Origin of the sequence: Citrobacter sp. Cs237, assembly GCF_030332325.1 — a bacterium.
Classification (GTDB): domain Bacteria; phylum Pseudomonadota; class Gammaproteobacteria; order Enterobacterales; family Enterobacteriaceae; genus Citrobacter_A; species Citrobacter_A sedlakii.
The window spans coordinates 35548-53663 of record NZ_JAOWIB010000099.1; the positions used below are offsets into that span (position 1 = coordinate 35548).

At 56.0% G+C, this 18116-nt stretch carries 16 protein-coding genes and 4 tRNA genes; 5 read left to right on the plus strand and 15 right to left on the minus strand.

From position 1 onward, the window contains the following. Window positions 1-87 precede the first annotated feature (87 nt). The 5 genes from yigB to lptM are packed head-to-tail and all read right to left on the minus strand — an operon-like array spanning window position 88 to window position 3465. Window positions 88-804, minus strand: a complete 717-nt coding sequence (yigB, locus tag OGY07_RS08695) for a 5-amino-6-(5-phospho-D-ribitylamino)uracil phosphatase YigB (protein WP_060570164.1) — start codon at window positions 802-804, stop codon at window positions 88-90. Next, window positions 804-1700, minus strand: coding sequence for a tyrosine recombinase XerC (gene xerC, locus OGY07_RS08700; RefSeq protein ID WP_042292780.1), 897 nt, complete (start codon window positions 1698-1700; stop codon window positions 804-806). The genes yigB and xerC overlap by 1 nt, the downstream gene beginning before the upstream one ends. Further along, window positions 1697-2404 carry a DUF484 domain-containing protein gene (locus tag OGY07_RS08705; protein WP_286600002.1) on the minus strand — a complete coding sequence of 236 codons (708 nt, stop codon included), beginning with the start codon at window positions 2402-2404 and terminating at the stop codon, window positions 1697-1699. The genes xerC and OGY07_RS08705 overlap by 4 nt, the downstream gene beginning before the upstream one ends. After that, the gene (dapF, locus tag OGY07_RS08710; protein ID WP_042292786.1) at window positions 2401-3225 is read right to left on the minus strand and encodes a diaminopimelate epimerase; all 825 of its coding nucleotides are present in this window, start codon (window positions 3223-3225) and stop codon (window positions 2401-2403) included. Before dapF ends, OGY07_RS08705 begins: the two co-directional genes overlap by 4 nt. 36 nt (window positions 3226-3261) lie before the next feature. Next, window positions 3262-3465 (minus strand): LPS translocon maturation chaperone LptM, encoded by a 204-nt coding sequence (lptM, locus tag OGY07_RS08715; RefSeq protein ID WP_042292789.1) that lies wholly within the window; start codon window positions 3463-3465, stop codon window positions 3262-3264. Window positions 3466-3604: 139 nt separating this feature from the next. Between lptM and cyaY the strand changes: the two genes are divergently transcribed. Then, the gene (gene cyaY / locus OGY07_RS08720; protein WP_042292793.1) at window positions 3605-3925 is read left to right on the plus strand and encodes an iron donor protein CyaY; all 321 of its coding nucleotides are present in this window, start codon (window positions 3605-3607) and stop codon (window positions 3923-3925) included. 60 nt (window positions 3926-3985) lie between these two features. On the opposite strand, the gene cyaA is transcribed toward cyaY, so the two are convergent. Further along, on the minus strand, window positions 3986-6532 hold the full coding sequence (gene cyaA, locus OGY07_RS08725; RefSeq protein ID WP_042292797.1) for a class I adenylate cyclase: 2547 nt from the start codon (window positions 6530-6532) through the stop codon (window positions 3986-3988). Window positions 6533-6920: 388 nt separating this feature from the next. Here cyaA and hemC point away from each other — a divergent pair, with 388 nt between their 5' ends. The 4 genes from hemC to hemY are packed head-to-tail and all read left to right on the plus strand — an operon-like array spanning window position 6921 to window position 11004. After that, window positions 6921-7862 (plus strand): hydroxymethylbilane synthase, encoded by a 942-nt coding sequence (gene hemC, locus OGY07_RS08730; RefSeq protein WP_042292864.1) that lies wholly within the window; start codon window positions 6921-6923, stop codon window positions 7860-7862. Then, complete coding sequence (gene hemD / locus OGY07_RS08735; RefSeq protein ID WP_200036030.1) at window positions 7859-8599, plus strand: uroporphyrinogen-III synthase; 741 nt, start codon at window positions 7859-7861, stop codon at window positions 8597-8599. The genes hemC and hemD overlap by 4 nt, the downstream gene beginning before the upstream one ends. Before the next feature lie 21 nt (window positions 8600-8620). Then, window positions 8621-9805 (plus strand): uroporphyrinogen-III C-methyltransferase, encoded by a 1185-nt coding sequence (gene hemX, locus OGY07_RS08740; RefSeq protein WP_286600007.1) that lies wholly within the window; start codon window positions 8621-8623, stop codon window positions 9803-9805. 2 nt (window positions 9806-9807) lie between these two features. Then, window positions 9808-11004 carry a protoheme IX biogenesis protein HemY gene (gene hemY, locus OGY07_RS08745; protein ID WP_042292802.1) on the plus strand — a complete coding sequence of 399 codons (1197 nt, stop codon included), beginning with the start codon at window positions 9808-9810 and terminating at the stop codon, window positions 11002-11004. A gap of 567 nt (window positions 11005-11571) precedes the next feature. On the opposite strand, the gene OGY07_RS08750 is transcribed toward hemY, so the two are convergent. The 9 genes from OGY07_RS08750 to wzxE form a co-directional block, all read right to left on the minus strand. Beyond that, window positions 11572-11648 (minus strand) — tRNA-Pro (locus OGY07_RS08750). Window positions 11649-11690: 42 nt separating this feature from the next. Continuing rightward, a tRNA-Leu gene (locus tag OGY07_RS08755) sits at window positions 11691-11777 on the minus strand. 19 nt (window positions 11778-11796) lie between these two features. After that, a tRNA-His gene (locus tag OGY07_RS08760) sits at window positions 11797-11872 on the minus strand. 57 nt (window positions 11873-11929) lie between these two features. Beyond that, a tRNA-Arg gene (locus OGY07_RS08765) sits at window positions 11930-12006 on the minus strand. Window positions 12007-12108: 102 nt separating this feature from the next. Continuing rightward, a complete protein-coding gene (gene thrP / locus OGY07_RS08770; RefSeq protein ID WP_042292806.1) occupies window positions 12109-13494 on the minus strand; it encodes a bifunctional threonine/serine APC transporter ThrP in 1386 nt (461 codons plus the stop codon). A 202-nt stretch (window positions 13495-13696) separates the two neighbouring features. Continuing rightward, window positions 13697-14437 carry a lipopolysaccharide N-acetylmannosaminouronosyltransferase gene (gene wecG / locus OGY07_RS08775; protein WP_286600009.1) on the minus strand — a complete coding sequence of 247 codons (741 nt, stop codon included), beginning with the start codon at window positions 14435-14437 and terminating at the stop codon, window positions 13697-13699. A 2-nt stretch (window positions 14438-14439) separates the two neighbouring features. Then, window positions 14440-15792: an ECA oligosaccharide polymerase gene (wzyE, locus tag OGY07_RS08780; protein ID WP_042292809.1), complete on the minus strand. Its 1353-nt coding sequence runs from the start codon at window positions 15790-15792 to the stop codon at window positions 14440-14442. Continuing rightward, the gene (locus OGY07_RS08785; protein ID WP_042292811.1) at window positions 15789-16868 is read right to left on the minus strand and encodes a TDP-N-acetylfucosamine:lipid II N-acetylfucosaminyltransferase; all 1080 of its coding nucleotides are present in this window, start codon (window positions 16866-16868) and stop codon (window positions 15789-15791) included. The genes wzyE and OGY07_RS08785 overlap by 4 nt, the downstream gene beginning before the upstream one ends. Beyond that, entirely contained in the window at window positions 16865-18115 is a 1251-nt protein-coding gene (wzxE, locus tag OGY07_RS08790) for a lipid III flippase WzxE (RefSeq protein ID WP_211935027.1), read from the minus strand. The genes OGY07_RS08785 and wzxE overlap by 4 nt, the downstream gene beginning before the upstream one ends. Between the last annotated feature and the right edge of the window lies 1 nt (window position 18116).

Here is an 18116-nt window from a genome sequence, read left to right on the forward strand (position 1 = left end):
CACCGCCGCGTATAAGTAGGTAGGGCGGATAAGCGTAGCGCCTTCCGCCAAAAAAAGCTGGGTATATATACAGAGTTCTGCTGGTGATTATATCAGCGTCGTGAGGGATGCCAACCGTGAAATTTCCATATGCGGCAACAAGCGGCTGTCATAGGTCTGCATCAGGTCGGCATTTTGCGGTTTGATCCAGCAGGCCTGCAAACCGCTGCGGATCGCTCCGGCAACATCGGTGGTCAGATCGTCGCCCACGTGCAGTATCTCGCCGATCGGTACGTTGAGTTTTTCCGCCGCCAGAAAGTACATGTCGCTAAACGGCTTTGAGCGACCATCCGGACCTGCGCGCAGCACAAATTCAAAATAGTCGCCAAGACCAAACAGTTCCGGCTGGGCGTTACCGTTGGTGATCGCCACCAGCGGCCATTTCTTCGCTAACGCCTTCAGCGTGTCATGCGTGGCTTGCGGCACATCGACCTGACTGCGCCATTTAGCAAAGTTCATCATCGCCGCATTTGCGCCTGCTATCGCGTCTTCCGCCGGGAGGCCTGCGTTGAGCATTGCCTGTTCCACCGCGCGATGCCGCCAGCGGGTCACATCGTGATAGATGTCCGGTTCCGCCTCGCGCACAACCTGGCGCAGGCGTTGCAGATCGGCATTCTGAATCGTGCGCAGCGCCGGATGATAATTTTGCACAAAGGCAAGCGCTTCCTGCTCGGTGCGCAGGATAACCGGACGGTTATCATAAAGGGTGTCATCGAGATCGAAGGTGATCGCGGAAATGTGCCCTAAAGGCCGGTAAAAACGCATTATTTCCCCCGTTTGGCGCGCGGGTGCGCCGCATCGTACACCGAGGCAAGGTGTTGAAAATCCAGATGAGTATAGATTTGCGTGGTGGAGAGGTTAGCGTGTCCTAACAGCTCCTGTACGCCACGCAGGTCGCCGCTTGACTCCAGCATGTGGGTCGCGAACGAATGACGTAACTTGTGCGGGTGGACGTGGCTGTTCAGTCCCTGTTTGATCCCCCACTCGGCAAAACGCTTCTGCACGTTACGCGCGGAGATCCGCTTGCCAAGCTTCGACAGGAACAGCGCGTCTTCTTCACTGCCAAACAGACCGCGCAGATCCAGCCAGTGTTCAATCCACGCCACTGCGTTCCGGCCAATGGGCAAACGGCGCTCTTTGCTGCCTTTCCCCATCACCCACACTTCGCCAGTGTCGAGATCGAGATGCTTAATATCCAGCCCCACCAGTTCGGACAAACGCAGCCCCGCGCCGTACATCACCTCCAGCATCGCCCGGTCGCGCACGGCGAGCGGATCGTTAAGGTCGATGTCCAGCAAACGGTTCATGTCGTCGACGTCGATATTTTTCGGCAAATGGCGAGGCGTTTTCGGCGCAGAAACGCCTTTCGCCGGGTTGGCGCTCAGTTTTCCTTCGCTGACCATCCAGTCGAAGAAACTGCGCAACGCGGAAAGACGTAACGCCAGGCTGGCAGGGCCAAGCCCCTGTCGACGGCTGCGCGCCGCGAAACTGCGCACCATCGCCGCGTCACAGTGTTGCCAGCTCTCCAGTCCCGCCGCGGTAGCAAGGGCGATAATGGCATCCAACTGACGCTGGTAGTTTTTCAGCGTAATGGGGCTAAGCTGGCGTTCCACGCCGAGATAGCGCAGGAAACGGTCGACATCGGTGTTGAAATCGCTCATACGCGTTCAATCCAGCGCTCCAGCAGATCCGGCAGCATCAGCGCGACCTCCTGCAGCAACTGCGTTCCCTGTCCCTGTTGATAATGATGCACATCGCGGCTGCTGAATACGATCACGCCCAAATCGCCGTCGCGCCCCAGCATCGACATCGCGACCGAGCCAATCGCTTTGGCGTCCGGCAGCACCACCAGCAACTCCGGACCGTTTAAAGGCCCAAGATAATGGTGTGCCTGCCCCAGTCGTTGAATACGCAGCGGTTCAAAGGCTTGTCGGTTTAGCGCCAGATGGGTGTAGCTCGACGGCGCGCCGAGTCGCCAGCGATCGGGAAACAAACGGACGGTCGCGCCCGCCAGCCCCAGATCCCGCGCCCAGCGATGAAAGCGCATTAACATATCATCCAGGCTGGTTGCAGCGACCAGCCGCCCCTGCAAATGCAGTAGACGGTAAAACAGGCTTTCGTTCGCTGTCGCCTGCGCCACCAGCAGCGACATGTTTTCTTCAAGAACGTTGATGTGATTACGCGCGCGCGCCATATGCCACTCAACCAGCGATATCGTGCCCCGCACCGGATGGGGAACACGCATCGCTTCCACCGCGTGCGCGTTGCGGATAAAGAATTCAGGATTCTTTTGCAGATAGTCGACGACCGCCCGGTCATCGAGTTCCATAAGCGTTTCCTGTAGTTCTTCCCCTGGCTGCTTCATAGATGGATAAACCCGTCGTAAACATGTGCCGCCGGACCTGTCATGTATAACGGATGGCCCGGACCTTTCCAGGCGATATCAAGGCGACCGCCCGGTAATTCGACGCGAACATCTTCCGCCAGCAGACCCTGTTGAATGCCGACGGCGACGGCCGCGCACGCACCGCTGCCGCAGGCTTGCGTCTCGCCCGCGCCGCGCTCGTAAACGCGTAAACGAATATGCTCACGCTTCACAACCTGCATAAAACCAATATTTGCCCGCTCGGGGAAACGCTCGTGGCTTTCCAGCACCGGTCCAAGCGTTTCCACTGCCGCCGTGTCGACGTCATCGACCTGAATCACGCAGTGCGGGTTTCCCATTGAAACCACGCCGCACAATATTGTCTGCTCGGCGGCGCGCATAATATAGGTCTTTTCCGCTTTGTTCGCGCGAAACGGCACTTGAGACGGCTCGAAATTGGGTTCCCCCATGTTCACCCGCACCAGCTCGTCGTCCGTTACGCTCAGCACCATTCGGCCATTGGCCGTACTGACGCGAATATCGCGTTTATTGGTCAGCCCTTTCAGGCGCACAAAACGCGCGAAGCAGCGCGCGCCATTACCGCACTGGGACACTTCGCTGCCGTCGGCATTGAAGATGCGATAATGAAAATCCAGCTCCGGATCGTACGGCGGCTCGACCACCAACAATTGGTCAAATCCCACGCCCAGGTGCCGGTCAGACAGGCGGCGGATGAGTTCCGGTGAAAAAAAGACATTCTGCGTTACCGCGTCGACGACCATAAAATCGTTGCCAAGGCCATGCATTTTAGAGAATTGCATTATTCACTCCGTTCACGCGGGGACAGAAACACACCGTCAGTAGTTCACCTGCGTTGGCCCGTCTCCCGTTGCGCGATCGTTTTGATCGGGCGTCGTTGATTGCGTTTGCGGATCAACAGGTTTGGTCGGCGGCGGCGCGTTTTTATCGGCTGGCGGGAAATAAAGCGGACCTTTTAAGCCACAGCCCGTCAGGCTGAACAGAGTCAGAAGTACAGCGAGTGCCTGAAACACGTTTTTCATTATGGATTGCCTGTAAGTTCATGCTTTCTGCTTTCTATCATCGCAGGAGAAGACGTAAAAGCAAGAGTTTGCCAGTAATCTGCAACACGTTTTGTTTCGCGTTATACTGCCGCCATCACGAAAAAAACGGGAAACGACAATGAACGACAGTGAATTCCATCGCCTGGCAGATACCCTGTGGATGACCATCGAAGAACGTCTGGACGATTGGGACGGTGACAGCGATATCGACTGCGAGATCAATGGCGGCGTGCTGACCATTAGCTTTGAAAACGGCAGCAAAATTATTATCAACCGTCAGGAACCGTTGCATCAGGTATGGCTGGCAACCAAACAGGGCGGTTACCATTTTGACCTGAAAGGCGACGAATGGGTGTGCGATCGCAGCGGCGAAACCTTCTGGGATCTGCTGGAACAGGCGGCAACGCAGCAGGCGGGCGAGACGGTCAGCTTCCGCTAAGTTTGTTTCAGGTTCGTCCGAATGTCGGCCCGATAAGCGAAGCGTCATCGGGCGCGATAATTACGAAAAGTACTGTTGCAGCAGCGGCGCGTCGTTATCCTGATTGGCCGGCGGGACGTTGCTGATAGATTGCGCGCGGAACGGGATCACCTGGGCGCGCCCGTCGGTTTTCACAATCTGATAAAACTGCGGCAGGTTGAAATTTATGAAGCTGGAGCCGTAGGTAAAGCGGTCATGCGACGACGAGTAGAAGCGGCTGACGTCACGCACCAGCTCTTCCTTACTGCCTTCGCAGTGATGATACACTTCCGCACGGTTGCTCTCGTCCAGAATGTAAATATTAAAGCCCTTCTCATCGCCGGTTTCTTCAAAGAAGAACTGGATGATCCCTTCGCTGGCAAAGCCATCCACCACCGGCGGCAGCTTCACCTGGTTCGTTTCCACCTGCACGGAAAGGCCGTGCAGCTTGTTATGCGAAATCGCGCCGTAAAACTCAATGGCGTTTTCCAGCTTCTGCACCGACACGTTAAGGCGCTCAAAGAACAGGCCCCAGGTCTGGCCGGAAACGCGCAGCGCCTTAAAGCGTCCCGTTTCCTGACGGGTGCTGGAAAGACGCAGTTCAATGCACTCGGAAACCAGTTGCTGTACGCGGGTACGAATTAAGCCGCGCAGATGCTGGCTGTAGCAGAACACTTCCACGCTGTCCGGCGGCGCAGCATCCTGGTGCATTTTGCCGAGAATCGTCTTCAGCGCTTCGATCATCGCCTGTTCGCCGTTAAAGTGCAGGGTACGCACTTCGTTCCACGAGTTGCGGTACAACAGGTCAACGCTGCCGACCAGGCAATTTTGCTCTTCGCCAAAGCTGAACACATCCAGTTTACGGAAGTCGAAATGCACCACCTGATTGCGGAACGCCGCCGTCGGGTCATATTCAAGGTTAACGATAATCGCCAGATGGCGAATTTCACACGGACTGTAGAGCGCTTTCGGCGTCGGCGCTGGCAGACGCAACGGGAAGTGATGCGAAACATCCGCCACCATCTCCTGCAGCTTCGGCAGGTCCACAATACCGTTGCCCTTAATAAACAGATGCGTCCGCGAGGTCAGCAGGCCGTTAAACCACGCCCAGGCCACCAGTTTGTTCAGATAGCGGTTATATTCCAGCGGTTGATGGCTGATGATCGAATCCATGTTCGGCGCGCGGTTATAAAGATACCAACCTGAACGGTTGGCGCGGCCCGGCGGCACATGGATAAAGGTTAAATTCGGTTCAGAGAGATCGGGCGAAATCTGCGGGTTCACCAGCGTGACTTTACCCGGCAGGGCTTCAAACGCCGCGTACAGTTTACGGGTGAGAACGCCGATATCCTGCGGACTGGCGCTAACGCTAAGGTTATTCCTGCGCGCAAAGCGGATCAGATTACGATAGCTTTGCATCATGGCGTCGAGCAGCTCGTTATGCGCTTCTCGCACCTGATCGATCTTCCAGTTTGCCCGGTTATCGAGCATAGCCAGACGGGCGTCGTCCCATCCCCATTCATTCACTAACTGGCTCAGTACCTCACGTCGCCAGCCCACACAGGCGCGCTCGCGGCTCAGTTTCTCGCACACTTTCAGATAGAAACATCGACGCACCAGATCCAGGCGCGTCGGATCTTCAATCGCCGTGAGATATTCAGTAACGCGCTCCAGCATCATGCAGTATGGATCGAGCCCAAATGAGACAATTTCGCCGTCGTGCAGGCGCTGTTTAATGTCTTTTGCCAGCAGGCGCGGATTGGGGTATTCCCAGGAATAAGCCTCAAGCAGCAGCGTTTTGAGCACCGCTTTGTAGGGGGAATCAATGCTTTTATACAGTTGCCACAGGCTGGCGCCGAAGTATTCCTCGGCGGAGAGTGAGCTTAAGCCGCCCAGATCCAGCCATTCGTTCGGCGTAAGCACGCCCTGCGCGTAGAGCGTCATCACGTAGTCATCGTAATGCTCTTCTTCGTCGCCCGGCACCATATTCCACAGAATACGCTTACCGGCGAGGCGCACAGCAGTGCGGTAAAATTCGTCGAGCAGCAGGATGTGCTGGGTGGAGCCACAGTCTTCTCCCCCCAGGCTACCGCTTTCATTGTGACGGAAACGGTTTTCATCGATCAGGAAGAAACTGACTTCCACCCCCAGCGAGGCGGCCCAGCTTTCCAGCAGGCTGCATTTTCGTTGCAGTAGTTGGCGCTCTTCACTGTCGAGCCACGACTGGTGGCATACCCAGATATCCAGGTCAGACGAACAGCTTTGCCCAACGGAGGAGGTGCTGCCCATTGAGTAAACGCCAGTGATAGGCAATTCGCCCTTCGGCGGATCCTGCGGCGCGAGTCCGCGGTGCAGTTCCAGTTCGTTCAGGTAGTGGCGTTGGGTTTCATCAGGCGTGTAGAAGCAAATGCCTCGGGGAACGTTACCATCGAGGTACCCCGGCATCAGCGGATGGTGGTAATGCAATAATGTCGGCAGAAGACTGTACACCTGCTGAAAAGCAGGTCCCATGGCAGCAAGCGCGCGATCCACGCGCAATTGATTTATGGCATCCAGTCTCTGTTTCAGAGTCTCAATATAGAGGTACAAGACGTATCGCCTGATGTTGCTACCCGTCATGTTGTCGATCGTCGCAGTAAGAACGCCTGCGCGCGACCTTCACCATTCGGGATAAACCGTATGTCAAAAAAACCGTTACCCTTTTCGTCCGTATTTTTGTGCTTACCGACGAAAAAATGGTCTAAAACGTGATCAATTTAACACCTTGCTCATTGACCGTAAAGAAAGATGCACTACATACAAGTGTAGCACCAATCGCTGCGCGTAAATTCTGTAATACGATCGGGCGGCTTCTCGTCATTATTTACTGCCAGCTGTCGCGCTGCGTCTTATCCTTTACTTACCTTTGACCGTAACACTGCCATCCCACTTGTAAGGATGTTAGGATGAACCACGGACGATAATGACGGTAACAAGCATGTTAGACAATGTTTTAAGAATTGCCACACGCCAAAGCCCCCTTGCGCTCTGGCAGGCACATTATGTCAAAGACGCGCTGATGGCAAATCATCCCGGCCTGGTGGTGGAACTGGTGCCGATGGTGACGCGTGGCGACGTCATTCTTGACACCCCGCTGGCCAAAGTGGGCGGTAAAGGCTTGTTCGTGAAAGAACTCGAAGTCGCGCTACTGGAAAAACGCGCCGATATCGCAGTGCACTCAATGAAAGATGTCCCGGTCGAATTCCCGGAAGGGCTGGGGCTGGTGACTATCTGCGAACGCGAAGATCCGCGTGATGCCTTTGTTTCAAATACCTTCAATACACTCGACGAATTGCCCGCAGGCAGTATTGTGGGCACGTCGAGCTTACGCCGCCAGTGCCAGCTCGCCGAGCGCCGTCCGGATCTTATTATCCGTTCCCTGCGCGGCAACGTCGGCACGCGTTTAAGCAAACTGGATAACGGCGACTACGACGCGATTATTCTTGCCGTTGCAGGCCTCAAACGCTTAGGACTTGAATCACGCATCCGCACCGCGCTGCCGCCGGAAATTTCGCTCCCTGCAGTGGGCCAGGGCGCGGTCGGCATTGAATGCCGTCTTGATGATACGCGCACCCAGGCGCTGCTGGCGCCGCTGAATGACGAGATCACCGCGCTGCGGGTGAAAGCTGAGCGCGCCATGAACACCCGTCTGGAAGGCGGCTGCCAGGTGCCGATTGGCAGCTATGCTGAAATGATTGATGGCGAAATTTGGCTGCGTGCGCTGGTTGGCGCCCCGGACGGTTCGGTGATGGTGCGCGGTGAACGTCGCGGTGCCGCCGATCAGGCCGAGCAGATGGGCATCTCGCTTGCCGAAGAGCTGCTGGACAACGGCGCCCGCGCTATTCTGACGGAAGTGTATAACGGAGAGTCCCCCGCATGAGCATTCTGGTCACCCGCCCGTCTCCCGCAGGGGAGGAATTAGTGAGCCGTCTGCGCGCACTGGGGCAGGAGGCCTGGAGCTTTCCGCTCATCGAATTCACGCCGGGGCGCGATCTGTCGCGACTCCCCGAGGCGCTGGCGACGCTGACGGATAACGATCTGCTGTTTGCGCTGTCGCAACACGCGGTCTCTTTCGCCCATGCGCACCTGGAGCGGCAAAGGGAGAAGTGGCCCGCTGAACCGCGCTATTTCGCCATTGGCCGCACCACCGCGCTGGCGCTTCATACCGTCAGCGGTCACGATATTCGCTACCCGCAGGATCGGGAAATTAGCGAAGTGTTGCTACAATTACCTGAATTACAAAATATTGCAGGTAAACGGGCGCTGATCTTACGCGGTAACGGCGGTCGGGAACTGTTGGGGGAAACCCTGACGGCGCGCGGCGCTGACGTGGCGTTTTATGAATGTTATCAACGCAGCGCTAAACATTACGATGGCGCGGAAGAAGCGATGCGCTGGCAGTCGCGCGGGGTGACGACGGTGGTTGTCACCAGCGGCGAAATGCTGCAACAGCTTACCGCGCTGATTCCGCAGTGGTATCGCGAAAACTGGTTACTACGCTGCCGGCTTATTGTCGTCAGTGAGCGTCTGGCGCACCTCGCCCGGGAACTGGGCTGGCAAGATATTCAGGTCGCCGATAACGCCGACAACGATGCGCTACTGCGCGCATTACAATAACTCTCATAATGGGAAGCCATAATGACGGAACAAGAAAAATCCTCCGCCGTGGTTGAAGAAACCAGGGAGGCCGTGGACACCACGCCACAGCCAGTAAAAGCTGAAAAAAAGAGTAACAACAGCACCGCGCTGGTCCTGAGCGCAGTGGCTATCGCGATTGCGCTGGCGGCGGGCGTTGGGCTTTATGGCTGGGGGAAACAACAGGCAACCACCCAAAGCGCCGCGAACGATGCGCTGGTTAATCAACTGACCGCGCTGCAAAAGGCGCAGGAAAGCCAGAAAGCGGAGCTGGAAGGCGTTATCAAACAGCAGGCGACACAGCTTGAGCAGGCCAATCGCCAGCAAGCCGAACTGTCCAGACAACTGGATGAAGTGCAGCAAAAAGTCGCCACCATTTCCGGTAGCGATGCAAAAACCTGGCTGCTGGCGCAGGCGGATTTCCTCGTCAAGCTGGCAGGGCGTAAGCTGTGGAGCGATCAGGATGTCACCACGGCGGCGGCATTGCTGAAAAGCGCCGACGCCAGCCTGGCGGACATGAACGATCCAAGCCTGATCGCTGCCCGTCGGGCGATTACCGACGATATTGCCAGCCTCTCCGCGGTTTCCCAGGTGGATTACGACGGCATTATCCTGAAGGTCAATCAGCTGTCTAATCAGATCGATAACCTGCGTCTGGCCGATAACGACAATGACGGTTCGCCGATGGATGCAGACAGCCCTGAGCTTTCCAGTTCGATCAGTGAATGGCGCATTAATCTGCAAAAAAGCTGGCAGAACTTTATGGACAGCTTTATTACCGTTCGTCGTCGCGACGACACCGCCGTGCCGCTACTGGCGCCGAATCAGGATGTCTATCTGCGGGAGAACATTCGCTCTCGTCTGTTAGTCGCCGCGCAGGCAGTGCCGCGTCATCAGGAAGAAACCTACCGCCAGGCGCTGGATAATGTCTCAACCTGGGTACGCGCTTACTACGATACTGACGACGCCACCACCAAAGCCTTCCTCGAAGAAGTGGATAAGCTCAGCCAGCAGAACATCACGATGGACGTGCCGGAAACGCTGCAAAGCCAGGCCATTCTTGAAAAATTAATGCAGACCCGTGTGCGTAACCTACTGGCGCAACCAACCGCGACAACAACGGAAGCCGCGCCCGCACCTGCCGCACCGCAGGCTGAAGCCCCGGCAGCCTCGCCGCAAGGAGAATAATGATGCTGAAAGTATTATTGCTCTTTGTGCTGTTGATAGCCGGGATCGTGGTGGGGCCGATGATCGCCGGCCATCAGGGTTACGTGCTGATCCAGACCGATACATATAACATCGAAACCAGCGTCACCGGGCTGGTCATCATCCTGATCCTTGCGATGGTGGTGCTGTTTGCCATCGAATGGGTGCTGCGCCGAATCCTTCGTACCGGCGCCCATACGCGCGGCTGGTTCGTTGGCCGTAAGCGTCGTCGCGCGCGTAAGCAAACGGAACAGGCGCTGCTGAAGCTGGCGGAAGGCGACTACCAACAGGTTGAAAAGCTGATGGCGAAAAACGCCGACCATGCCGAACAACCGGTCGTAAACTATCTGCTGGCGGCGGAAGCGGCGCAACAGCGCGGCGATGAAGCGCGCGCTAATCAGCATCTGGAACGCGCGGCGGAACTGGCAGGTAACGACACCATTCCGGTGGAGATTGCCCGCGTACGCCTGCAGCTGGCGCGTAATGAGAACCATGCGGCGCGTCACGGCGTTGATAAACTGCTGGAAGTCACGCCACGTCATCCGGAAGTACTGCGTCTGGCGGAACAAGCCTACATCCGCACCGGCGCGTGGAGTTCGCTGCTGGATATTATCCCGTCAATGGCGAAAGCCAACGTCGGCGACGAAGAACATCGCGCCGCGCTGGAGCAGCAGGCGTGGATTGGTTTGATGGATCAGGCGCGAGCCGATCAGGGCAGCGAAGGGTTACGTGAATGGTGGAAACACCAGAGCCGTAAAACACGCCATCAGGTCGCCCTGCAGGTGGCAATGGCTGAACACTTGATCGAGTGTGACGATCACGATATGGCGCAGCAGATTATCATCGACGGCCTGAAGCGCCAGTATGACGATCGTCTGGTGCTGCCAATCCCTCGTCTGAAAACCAACAACCCGGAACAGCTGGAGAAAGTGCTGCGTCAGCAGATCAAGACCGTGGGCGATCGTCCGCTGTTGTGGAGTACGCTGGGGCAATCGCTGATGAAGCACGGTGAATGGCAGGAAGCGACTATCGCCTTCCGCGCCGCGCTTAAGCAGCGTCCGGACGCGTATGATTACGCCTGGCTTGCCGACGCGCTGGACCGTCTGCATCAGCCGGAAGAAGCGGCCACCATGCGCCGCGACGGCCTGATGCTGACCTTGCAGAACAATCCCCCGCAGTAATACCTCTCACGCCCGGTAACGCTTCGCTTACCGGGCCTGCAATGCCCGTACGCTAATCACATAAAAAAACGCCTGCTCTTTTAGGGAGCAGGCGTCAAAACAGGTCTGTATGACAACATAAAGGGGTGCTTCACTCAACGTTATGTCCATGGTGTTTGATGAGGCCGAAGCGACATCTGTCAGTGGACGATAAGCACCGTAAACGGCTCTGCATCATTCCTGAGTTTATGAGGCACTATGGCGAGCATAAGAGATGGAATGAGCATCTACGCGTATATTATTGCACATTGCATGCCAGAATTGCACCGCCAAAAATAGGGATTAAGACTTTTTACCAGGCCTGTAATGGCGCGCGATGGCGACAGTTAACGGCAGGATCGTCTGCGCTATCGCGCACAGATTGTCGCCAGGCAGAGACATCTATCAGGCTATAAAAGTAAATAGTTTATTTTCAAAGGATTATCTGTCACTGATTGGCGACAATGAACATGCGGGATGTCGTCTGGCGACAACAGCAGGCGGTGAAGCGCAGAAAACAAAAAACCCCGCCGAAGCGGGGTTCAAAATTGGTCGGCGAGAGAGGATTCGAACCTCCGACCCACTGGTCCCAAACCAGTTGCGCTACCAAGCTGCGCTACTCGCCGATGTACTGCTTTTTTGAATTTTTAGTTCAATTCATTAAGTCGTGGTGCGAGGGGGGGGACTTGAACCCCCACGTCCGTAAGGACACTAACACCTGAAGCTAGCGCGTCTACCAATTCCGCCACCTTCGCATTTCACAACTTTTAATAATGGGGTGGCTAATGGGATTCGAACCCACGACAACTGGAATCACAATCCAGGGCTCTACCAACTGAGCTATAGCCACCACTGCAAATCTGTATTACGCGGTATCGAGACCACCGCAGCTCCAGCACCGGGTGAATGGTGCGCCCGACAGGATTCGAACCTGAGACCTCTGCCTCCGGAGGGCAGCGCTCTATCCAGCTGAGCTACGGGCGCTTAGCGCCGTTGCGGGGGTGGATAATACGGACTTCACACCCCGCTGTCTAGTGCCTTTTTAAATAAAATGCGCGTTTGGTTACGCTTTGCGCGTTTTGTCCGTTATTCCTGCGTTTTCTGCGCGATACCGTGGCGGTTAAGGCCAAAAACCTTATAAACGAGCGTCACGCCAAGCAAGAACAGAATGCCGACAAACAGCGACATACGCGTCTCTTCGTTAATGTACATGCCAATCAGCACGCACACCAGGAAAGCCATTGTTATCCAGTTTGCCCACGGGAATAACATGGAGCGGAACGGATGCGAGGCGATCGCCTCTTTATGTGCCCGACGAAAACGCAGCTGGCTAATCAGGATCACAAACCATGGCACCATCCCCGGCAGCACGCTGGCGCTGTAGACATACACAAACACCCGTTGCGGATTAGGAATGATGTAGTTCAGGCAGGAGCCAACCAGCAGAATCAGAATCGACAGCGCCACCCCGGCTACCGGTACGCCATGACGCGACACTTTCGCCATCGCCGCAGGCAACTGACGGTTCTTTGCCAGCGCGTAAAGCATCCTCCCGCAGCTGTACATTCCGCTGTTACAGCCAGACAGCGCTGCCGTCAGCACCACAAAATTAATAATACCCGCAGCGGCGGTAATGCCGATTTTGGCAAAGGTCAGCACGAATGGGCTACCGTTGCTACCGATTTCATTCCACGGGAAAATCGTGACGATAACGAAAATCGCGCCCACGTAAAAAATCAGGATTCGCCATAGCACTTTACCGACCGCGCTGCGCAGAGTAACTTGCGGATTCTTCGCTTCACCGGCGGTAATACCGATGAGCTCCACGCCCTGATACGACGCGACCACAATACATAGCGCGGTAAGGAAGCCTTTCCACCCACCGGCAAAAAAGCCGCCGTGCTCAGTCAGGTTACCAAAGCCAATCGCCTGACCGCCGTTGCCAAAGCCGAAGAAAATCACCCCCAGCCCGATAACAATCATCACGATAATAGTGGTGACTTTGATCATCGCGAACCAGAACTCGATTTCGCCATACAAACGCACGGCCGCAAGGTTGGCCAGCGCCACCAGCCCGACGGCGATAAGCGCAGGTATCCACTGCGCCATCTCCGGGAACCAGAACTGCACGTAAACACCAATGGCGGTAATTTCTGAGATCCCCACCGCCATCCACATAAACCAGTATGACCAGGCGGTAAGGTAGCCGAAAAACGGGCTCATGTAGCGGTGCGCGTAAACGGCGAACGAACCGGTCACCGGCTCCAGGAACAGCATCTCGCCCATTGAGCGCATAATGAAAAAGACGAACAGGCCGGCGATGATATACGCTAATAAAACCGACGGCCCCGCCCATTTCAGCGTGCTTGCGGCCCCCATGAACAGACCAACGCCAATGGTGCCCCCGAGGGCAATTAATTCGATATGACGAGCCTCCAGCCCACGCTGTAGCTCTGCTTTATTCTCTGCCATACATCCTCTTGTCGTGTTTGCTTACCATCCGGCTTTACCGGTTATTGTTATGGGTACATCGATGGGGGCGCATGGTTTCGCAAATTTGGCAAAATGGCAAATGAAGCATTAAAAAAATGCATGATTTGTGTAAAAAAGGAACGGATGCAGGGATGAAAGGCAGCGTTGTCAGCAGAATACGCTGCCTGCAAGGAAAGGGAGATCAGAGATCGCCGGTATAGTGCCAGCGCAGATAGCGCAACAAGCGAAGCTGACGGGTAATGCGGCTCGGTTGAGACAGCAGACGATAAAGCCACTCCAGCCCCAGGTTTTGCCACACTTTCGGCGCGCGCTTGACGTGCCCGGTAAACACGTCGTAGGTCCCGCCCACCCCCATATACAGGGCTTGAGGATGCACCTGACGGCAGTCACGCATGAAGATTTCCTGTTTCGGCGATCCCATCGCCACGGTGACGATCTGCGCACCGCTGGCGTGAATACGCGCAAACAGCGCCTGCCGCTGCTCTGGGGTAAAATAACCGTCCTGGCGACCCACAACATTAACGTTCCACTGCGCGCGCAGTTTCGCTTCGGTTTGCGCTAACACGTCAGCCTTTCCACCCACCAGAAATACTGGCGTACCTTCCTGCCCAGCGCGCGCCATTAATTCTTCCCACAGATCGGCTCCCGCTACGCGTGACACCTCCGCTTCCGGAAATTTTTTGCGAATCGAACGCACAACGCTGATCCCATCGGCATATTTGTATTCTGCCGCGTTAATCAACGCCCTGACTTCAGGATTATCTTCCGCCGTCAGCACTTTTTCGGCGTTGATCGCCACCAGGGTGCCCTGCTTCAACTTACCGCCAGCATAAAGGTAATCCAGCGCATGTTGCATGTTGCGCCAGCCTATTAGCTGAAGTCCGCGCAGCGCATAGAGCGGCGCCGTTGTTTTCTTAGTCATTGCTATCCTTCAACCTGTTTTCGCGGCAGGGTTTTTATACGTTTATGGATCAGTCCGGCGCTGTCGAACAACCAGAAGAGGAGTTTAGCGATCAGCAGACTGGCGCCAAAAACCACCATGAAAAACACCACGCGAGAGACAAACGAGTCCAGCCCCTCACGCGCCAGCACGATCATGTTGAATATCGCGCCAAAGCAGAAACTGTGCAGAATGGCCGCCTTATAGCGATTCGTCTCGCGGTTACCCAACTCATACAGCCAGTCAAACCATTTGATGATCAGGCCCACCACGATCGCCCCCAGCGGGATAAACAGCGCGCCGCCCATCACCACCAGCGAACCAATTAATGTTGGAGAGATTGCCAATCCGGAGTGGTTGTTCAGCACTTCCCACGTAAAATAGTTAGCGGCGTTCAGCACCATGCCGGGACGCCCAGGCCACAGCCAGGAAGGTATGAACACGTAAAAGTCGCGGACAATGGGCGCCAGCCCCTGAAATTCGATTTTGTCGTAATTTTGCAGCAGCAGCGCCAGGTTTTCCCACGGTGAAAAGGTGTCGCGGGTCAGATACAGGAAAGTGTAAAACGCCTCATCGCCGCTGACGTTCAGCCCATAGCGTTTTAGCGCCAGCCAGAACATGCCGACAATCCCCAGCACGCCCGCCGCAGCCAGCATCCACAATGAAATCCAGCCGCGAATGATGCCAATAAACAGGAAAATAGCGAAAGCGATGATGATATTGGCGCGGGTGCCGCCAACGATCATATAGGTCAGTAGTCCAAACGCGACGGTACTGACCAGAAAGAACAACCAGGCTTTGCTGTCCTGACGCAGGAAATAAACCACCAGCATCGCCGGAATGAAAAAGTAAAAGAAGCGCTTTAACGCCACGCCGGAAACTTCGCTGGAAAAAATCTGGCTGTAGGAATGCAGACGGAACAACAGGAAACCGTTGTGCATAAAGAAAACGCCAACGCTCACCAGCGCGATGCCCATCAGAATCACCCACGTTAAATGGGTTTCCACGCGGTTCATGGTAAACAGCGGTTTGCGCGGTACGTCTGATGTCCGCTTACGCAAGCGGGTCTTATAGGTCACATAATAGACCGCATAAAAACAGGCGGCGGACAACAAGGCCTGTAACAAAATTTCCGGCGGCGCGACGCCCACATCAAAGCGGAACACCAGCACACTGGTCAGTGGAAAACCGAAAAAGAAGGTCAGCAGAAACAGCAGCGAGAAAAAAACGTTGAAGTTAAAGCGCACGCGGCGAAATTCGAACCAGGTCAACGTGGCAATGAACAACGTCGCCAGTAGCCAGACGGCGAACAGCCCACTGAACTGCATCAGGCTCATACGGCCTCCCCTGCGGCGATTCTGATCGCCTTGTGCCAGGGTTGCAGGTAGTTCGGGCTAAAGAAAGTGATCGCGTTTTTATCAACCGATGCCAGCTGGCGCTGCGCTTCTCGCACCACCTGTTCATTCAGCGCATCGCTGGTAAACAGTACCGGCAGTTGCTGTTCCACCATATCCTGCCAGAACGGGTTTTCGCGGTTCAGCACGCACGGCACCCCGGCCTGGATAAGCAGGCACAGCGTACCAATCCCCTGCTGACGGGCAAAAATAAAGTAGCCGAGGTCGCACTGGCGAAGCAGCGTCAGATAGGCGTCGAATGCCAGTTTTTCCTCAAGCACCTGCAAATTTTCCGCGCGGAACAGCGCCAGACCGGCCTGTTTCACTTCAGCAATATAGGCGTCGTTATTGGCCGGATACCCCATCGGGACGATGACGTTGACCGTATCGCCAAACTGCTGATGCACCGCTTTCAGCGCGGCAATATGCTCGTTGCTGCGATCGCCGGAATTCCCCACCAGAACGGTCATTTTCCCGCTACGCTGCCGATCGTTCGCCATATTATTTAGCGCGGGATCCATTCGCGTCGGGAAATACAGCAGTTCACCAGGAACGCGTGGATGCAGCCCGGCGAAATAGCGCAGATCGCCACGGGTAGCAAATACGCCGCCAACGCGGTTCTGCGCCAGACGGCGAACTGGATAGAACAGCTTAAATTTCAGACCACCGGACACTTCGTACAGATCCGCGCCCCAGATATGCCAGTAAAACTGACCGGGCTTAATGCCGCCGCTGAGCAGCGCCAGCCATAGCGCGGTATTGAACTGCCCGTGAAAAAAGAACCGCTGCTGGCGGTTCGCTTTGGCTTTCGCGATAACCGCCTCGGCCAGCGATTTTTTACCGTTGTAAAACGAAAGGGAGAGCGACGGACAACTTTCCGTCAGTCCGGTGTCCTGACCGGCAACCATAAAGAGACGGGCATGCTCGCTGGTTTGCGCCAGCGCGTCGTTAAAAAACCGCAGCACGGTTTGATTATGGTGAGGGATATCCGATCCCAGTACGTGAATCAGTACAGTCATGCCCGCCTACGCCAGAGTAAAAATACGCCACAACAGAGTGAAAAATAGACGACATAGGTGGCCATATACGCCTGCGCCGCACCCAGCGCGCCGTGCGTCGGGATCAGCCAGTGCGCAAATGCCGTCAGTAAAATGAACTGGCTGATTTCAGCCAGTATGTAAAACCGCAGCGACGCTTTCGCGATCACCAAATAGCCAAATACATATGCGCCGACTTTCAGCACATCCCCGACCAGTTGCCAGGCAAACAGATCGCGCATGGCGCTGAACTTGTCAGAGAAAAGCAGCCAGATAGCAACATCGCGCAGCAACCAGACGGTAAAACTTGCCGCCGCCACCGCTGGCAGCACAAACTTCAGCGACCTGACCACTTCCCGCGTAATATCGCGTTTCTCGGTCAGTCGCGACAGCGTAGGCAACAGCCAGACGCTGAACGAGGCGGTAATAAATTGTAGATAAGCGTCGGAAATACTGCTCACGCCCTGCCAGATGCCAACGTCATCCCAACTGTAGTGCGCCGCCAGCAGGTTTCGCATCATGACATAAGCCACCGGCAGCGTGACGGAAGTGATTAGCGCCATCAGGGTGAACTTGCTGAGCTGACCCGCCAGTCCGTTATCCCAGGACGGCTTCAGGTAGCGCAGCGGGATCGTCCCCCGCTTCATCAGTATCACAGCCGCCGGAATGACCACCAGCGCGGGCACCAGCGCCAGGCCAAGCAGCGCGCCTTCATAACCGCCTACCCGGTAGCAGCCGTAATAGGCGACGACCCCCACCAGGCTGCCGACAATCAATGACAGCGCGTTTCCGGCTGCATCACGAAAGCCCTTCATCAGCGCCAGCAGCAGGTTAGCCCAGGCGATACCCATCTGCACCAGCGCCACTAAACGTACCAGGCCCTGATACTGAGTATGACCGAATAACCCCTGACTTATCGGCGCAGCCGCCACCAGGAACACCAGCGCCAGCAGCGTGGAAAATCCGAGCACCATCGCTGAAGAGGTACCGACGACTTTTCGCAACTGCGCCGGGTTGTCGTGCGTCTGCGCAACGTATTTAGTGACGCCGTTGAAAATCCCGGCGCCCGCCAGCACGCCGAGTACGGTGACCATCTGGCGGAAGTTTCCCGCCTGCCCGACGCCCGCCGGGCCGAATGTCACCGCCAACAGTTTAACGACCAGTAACCCGGCGCCAATTTTGACCAGCGTACTGGCCGCCGTCCACAGGGACGCTTTCGCAAGCGACATA

What these genes read in the sequence shown, in the direction of transcription:
- hemD (WP_200036030.1), top strand. Translation starts at nt 7,859, where the DNA reads ATGAGCATTCTGGTCACCCGCCCGTCTCCCGCAGGGGAGGAATTAGTG.
- wecG (WP_286600009.1), bottom strand. Translation starts at nt 14,437, where the DNA reads ATGACTAAGAAAACAACGGCGCCGCTCTATGCGCTGCGCGGACTTCAG.
- xerC (WP_042292780.1), bottom strand. Translation starts at nt 1,700, where the DNA reads ATGAGCGATTTCAACACCGATGTCGACCGTTTCCTGCGCTATCTCGGC.
- thrP (WP_042292806.1), bottom strand. Translation starts at nt 13,494, where the DNA reads ATGGCAGAGAATAAAGCAGAGCTACAGCGTGGGCTGGAGGCTCGTCAT.
- wzyE (WP_042292809.1), bottom strand. Translation starts at nt 15,792, where the DNA reads ATGAGCCTGATGCAGTTCAGTGGGCTGTTCGCCGTCTGGCTACTGGCG.
- OGY07_RS08705 (WP_286600002.1), bottom strand. Translation starts at nt 2,404, where the DNA reads ATGAAGCAGCCAGGGGAAGAACTACAGGAAACGCTTATGGAACTCGAT.
- lptM (WP_042292789.1), bottom strand. Translation starts at nt 3,465, where the DNA reads ATGAAAAACGTGTTTCAGGCACTCGCTGTACTTCTGACTCTGTTCAGC.
- hemY (WP_042292802.1), top strand. Translation starts at nt 9,808, where the DNA reads ATGCTGAAAGTATTATTGCTCTTTGTGCTGTTGATAGCCGGGATCGTG.
- yigB (WP_060570164.1), bottom strand. Translation starts at nt 804, where the DNA reads ATGCGTTTTTACCGGCCTTTAGGGCACATTTCCGCGATCACCTTCGAT.
- dapF (WP_042292786.1), bottom strand. Translation starts at nt 3,225, where the DNA reads ATGCAATTCTCTAAAATGCATGGCCTTGGCAACGATTTTATGGTCGTC.
- hemC (WP_042292864.1), top strand. Translation starts at nt 6,921, where the DNA reads ATGTTAGACAATGTTTTAAGAATTGCCACACGCCAAAGCCCCCTTGCG.
- wzxE (WP_211935027.1), bottom strand. Translation starts at nt 18,115, where the DNA reads ATGTCGCTTGCGAAAGCGTCCCTGTGGACGGCGGCCAGTACGCTGGTC.
- cyaY (WP_042292793.1), top strand. Translation starts at nt 3,605, where the DNA reads ATGAACGACAGTGAATTCCATCGCCTGGCAGATACCCTGTGGATGACC.
- hemX (WP_286600007.1), top strand. Translation starts at nt 8,621, where the DNA reads ATGACGGAACAAGAAAAATCCTCCGCCGTGGTTGAAGAAACCAGGGAG.
- OGY07_RS08785 (WP_042292811.1), bottom strand. Translation starts at nt 16,868, where the DNA reads ATGACTGTACTGATTCACGTACTGGGATCGGATATCCCTCACCATAAT.